Annotated in this window: 6 protein-coding genes; 1 reads left to right on the plus strand and 5 read right to left on the minus strand. The window is 27.2% G+C overall.

The genetic code is table 11. The features are described from left to right. Positions 1 to 51: 51 nt before the first annotated feature. The 5 genes from QZZ48_RS15005 to QZZ48_RS15025 all read right to left on the minus strand — a co-directional run bounded on the left by QZZ48_RS15005 (position 52) and on the right by QZZ48_RS15025 (position 2,446). Entirely contained in the window at positions 52 to 741 is a 690-nt protein-coding gene (locus QZZ48_RS15005; RefSeq protein ID WP_294967067.1) for a peroxiredoxin-like family protein, read from the minus strand. Positions 742 to 821: 80 nt separating this feature from the next. After that, on the minus strand, positions 822 to 1,382 hold the full coding sequence (locus QZZ48_RS15010) for a TetR/AcrR family transcriptional regulator (RefSeq protein ID WP_294967068.1): 561 nt from the start codon (positions 1,380 to 1,382) through the stop codon (positions 822 to 824). Positions 1,383 to 1,436: 54 nt separating this feature from the next. Next, a complete protein-coding gene (locus tag QZZ48_RS15015) occupies positions 1,437 to 1,814 on the minus strand; it encodes a CbiX/SirB N-terminal domain-containing protein (RefSeq protein WP_294967069.1) in 378 nt (125 codons plus the stop codon). Between the two features lie 52 nt (positions 1,815 to 1,866). Next, complete coding sequence (locus QZZ48_RS15020; protein WP_294967070.1) at positions 1,867 to 1,992, minus strand: type II secretion system protein; 126 nt, start codon at positions 1,990 to 1,992, stop codon at positions 1,867 to 1,869. Between the two features lie 64 nt (positions 1,993 to 2,056). Beyond that, positions 2,057 to 2,446: a hypothetical protein gene (locus QZZ48_RS15025; protein WP_294967071.1), complete on the minus strand. Its 390-nt coding sequence runs from the start codon at positions 2,444 to 2,446 to the stop codon at positions 2,057 to 2,059. A gap of 129 nt (positions 2,447 to 2,575) precedes the next feature. Between QZZ48_RS15025 and QZZ48_RS15030 the strand changes: the two genes are divergently transcribed. Beyond that, positions 2,576 to 3,046 (plus strand): hypothetical protein, encoded by a 471-nt coding sequence (locus QZZ48_RS15030; protein WP_294967072.1) that lies wholly within the window; start codon positions 2,576 to 2,578, stop codon positions 3,044 to 3,046. Positions 3,047 to 3,413: the final 367 nt, after the last annotated feature.

Raw genomic sequence — 3,413 nt, forward strand, 5'->3', positions numbered from 1 at the left:
TCTTTGTTTTTGGTCGAATAAGATTAGCAGATTATCGATTAATCCTATCTTTCAACTTACTTTCAAAAAATTGCACTTGATTTTAGAATTGGCGTTATTTTTTATTAAATCTATAATATCTTGAGGTTCGCATCTTTTTGTATAATCTTCATCAATAAATGAGAATATTATTTCTTTGTTCTTATTTACGACATATGTTGCTGGCATTGGTATCTCATAGCTCTCTTCTTCATTACTTGCAGGAATATCAATCCCAAAACTAAGATATATAGGTCTTAACTCTTCTGCAAGTGAAAATACAAGTCCATAATCTTTTGCTACTACATTGTTAGTATCACTAAGTACTTCAAACTTTAAGTCATGTTTTTCTTGAGTAGAAAGACTAGCATCTGGAGATTGAGGAGATATAGCAATAAGTTTCGCACCAAGTTTTTCAAACTCTTCATTTCTCTCTTGTAAAGCTTTTAATTCAAAATCACAATAAGCACACCATGCACCTCTATAAAAATTAATAATAGCAAACTCATTATTTTCTAGTGTTTCAAAGAGGGAAACTTCTTTTCCTAAAGCATTTGGTAATTTAATTTCTTTTGCCTTAGAGCCAACACTTAAAGCATTTTTACTGATACTTGCATCTGAGAGTTTTTTTGTTGCTTTTAGCATTAACTCTTGAACTTCTTGTGGAGCTTTTTCTCTAAAGCCAACTTGGTATTCTTTGATAGCATCTATTAATCTTGACATATTTAATCCTTTTTTATTTTGTAAATATCGAAAACTTCTATTAGCATTATAGAATATTCGTTCTAAAATAGGTAAAAAAATTACCTAATCATGCTTAAAACATTTTTAAAAATAGCATCACTATCATCTTTAGAATGATTATATTTACCATAGACATGAAAACCATGGATAACAGTAAGCAGAGTTAGTGCCATTGCTCTTGGATCACCACTAAATTCACCTAATTCTTTTGCTTGAACTAGGTTTTCTTCCATTCTTTTACGTATACTAATAAAGTACTCTTTTGGAATATCAAAGGTTTTAGTCTGTAAAAAATCTTTTTCACATATACTATTAGAGAATAAACAGCCTTTAAAATCATTTGTAAATTTAAAGGTTCCTACAAAAAGTTCAATACCTTTTTTACCAGGGTTATTTTTTAAAACTGCAAGTTTCGCTGAAGATAGTTTTATAAAGTAATGATCAAGTGAATCTCTAAAAAGACCTTCTTTATCTTTAAATAAAGAATACATTGTTCTACGATTCAATCCGGTATGTTCTACAATATCAGCCATAGAAACACCTGAATATCCTTTTTTCCAAAAGATATCCATAGCATTATCAAGTACTTTATTTAAATCATATTCAACTGGTCTTGCCATCTTATTTCTCCATTAACACAATTATAGAACAATCATTCTCAAAAGTCAACATATTTATAATATTTCTTGTAAATCTGAGGAGATAATAGAGACCACACTTTTAGATGAACCAAAATGATTAAGAAGTTGTATATCTATATTTGTATATATGCTTTGCATCTTGGAAATTATATTTGGTATGTCAATAATAACATGCTTTCCAGAGTTTAGGAAGTATGGATAAAGATAAACTTGCTCTATATTTTCATCATACATATTCTCTACTGCCATTTCAATTGTAGGTTTTACTAGTTCTAAAAATGCATAACTAATTTTATCAAATTCAACAATATTTTCAAGTTTAATTTTCTCACAGAGTTTTATAAACTCTTCATTTGATTGACTGCGTTTGCTACCATGGGCTATTAATATCACCCCTGCTCTTTTTTTCATTCAAACTCCTCTTAAACTTTACTAACTACTATTATTGCCTTTTTATATAATACTATTTTGACTTGTTAACTACTTGTGCAGATTTTGAATTTTCCATATTTGGTAATATTAATAGTGCCATAATACTTAAAACTATTAAAGTAAACACAAGTCCTATCTTCGTAAACGCTTTTTTCATTTTCTATCTTATATTTTTTTGTATTATACATAATCTTTTTTATAAAAACCATCTCTGTGTTAAATCATTCCTCAAAATGTGCAAAAGCACCTTCAACACTAAGAACATTTTTATAACGTGTATTTGTAATTCTTACATTTTTAGTATTTAAATCACATACTGCTATTCTAAAAGTTGATCCCATATATGGTTCAATAATACAGATAATCTTTTGATTGATTTGGCGTGTAGCATGAATATCACCTTGTAAAGTATGAAAAAAATATTTTGGGTAACTAAGTGGTGTAATTTCAACAATTTCTACACTAGTCCTATGTTCTAAACTCTGAGCAATAAGATTAGCATCTTCGTAATTATCGAACCAAACACACCAATCATCAAAAATTTTATTAAATCGACTTAGTTCTTCGTCTAAAAAACCGCCTGCTGGTGATTGCAAAGCAAAAATACTCATTATGTTAACCTTTATATTTGAAATAAAATTTTATCATATTATTTGTAATTTAGAAATATCTTTCCAAATCATCTCTAAAGCATGGATATTTTTTAGTTATAATTTTATATTAGATACTAAAGGAATATAATGGACGATTTTTCAACACTAAAATGTAATTTAGAAATATTTTTAGAAAAATGTATACAAGAAAAGAAAGAAAAAACTACTAAAGGGTCAAAACCTTCTACTATAAATGGAATTTTTAAAGGTTTCAATATAAAAGCAAGCTTTGGATCAGGTAAAGTTAAAAAAAGACCATTATTAGCATTTTTAAAAGATGAGAATACAATATCTAATGGTATTTATCCACTTATTATATTTGAAGAAAAATCAAATGAGTTCATTGTATGTAAAGGTATTAGTTTTGATAATAAACCAAACAAAAAATGGAAAATAAATACAAGAGACGATATTAAATTTAAAAACACTAAGTATAAAGATGGCTTGAGAACAAATAGTTATTTTAGAAATTCATATTCAACAAATAATATGACAGACTCTACAATAGAAGATATACAAAAAGATTTAGAAAGTATTATGAACGACTATCCTAATTAAGGAAACCTTTTCTTACATTAGTGAACTTAGACTTATTAGCAAGAGTCTCTTTGAAAAGTACTCTTGCAGTTGATATTCGCTATATTTATTCTGCATCTACATTCATACTAATTTCCATTTTTTACCATAAAAATATCCTTTTTTACCTTTTTTAAGAGACTCTATCATTGTTATAATATTCCTTGATTTCATACAAGGAAAAAAAATGAAAACATTAAAACAACTTACAGATGCTAAAATTGAAATGGGACGAAAAGTTAATCCAGATTTTATGGAATGTCCCCTATAAACTAGACAAACTTTAATTCAGTAATTTAGATAGAATAATACAAATGTGTTATGAGATTTAATAGGATTAAAAATGGCA

The organism is Sulfurimonas sp. (genome assembly GCF_016744025.1).
Taxonomy (GTDB): domain Bacteria; phylum Campylobacterota; class Campylobacteria; order Campylobacterales; family Sulfurimonadaceae; genus Sulfurimonas.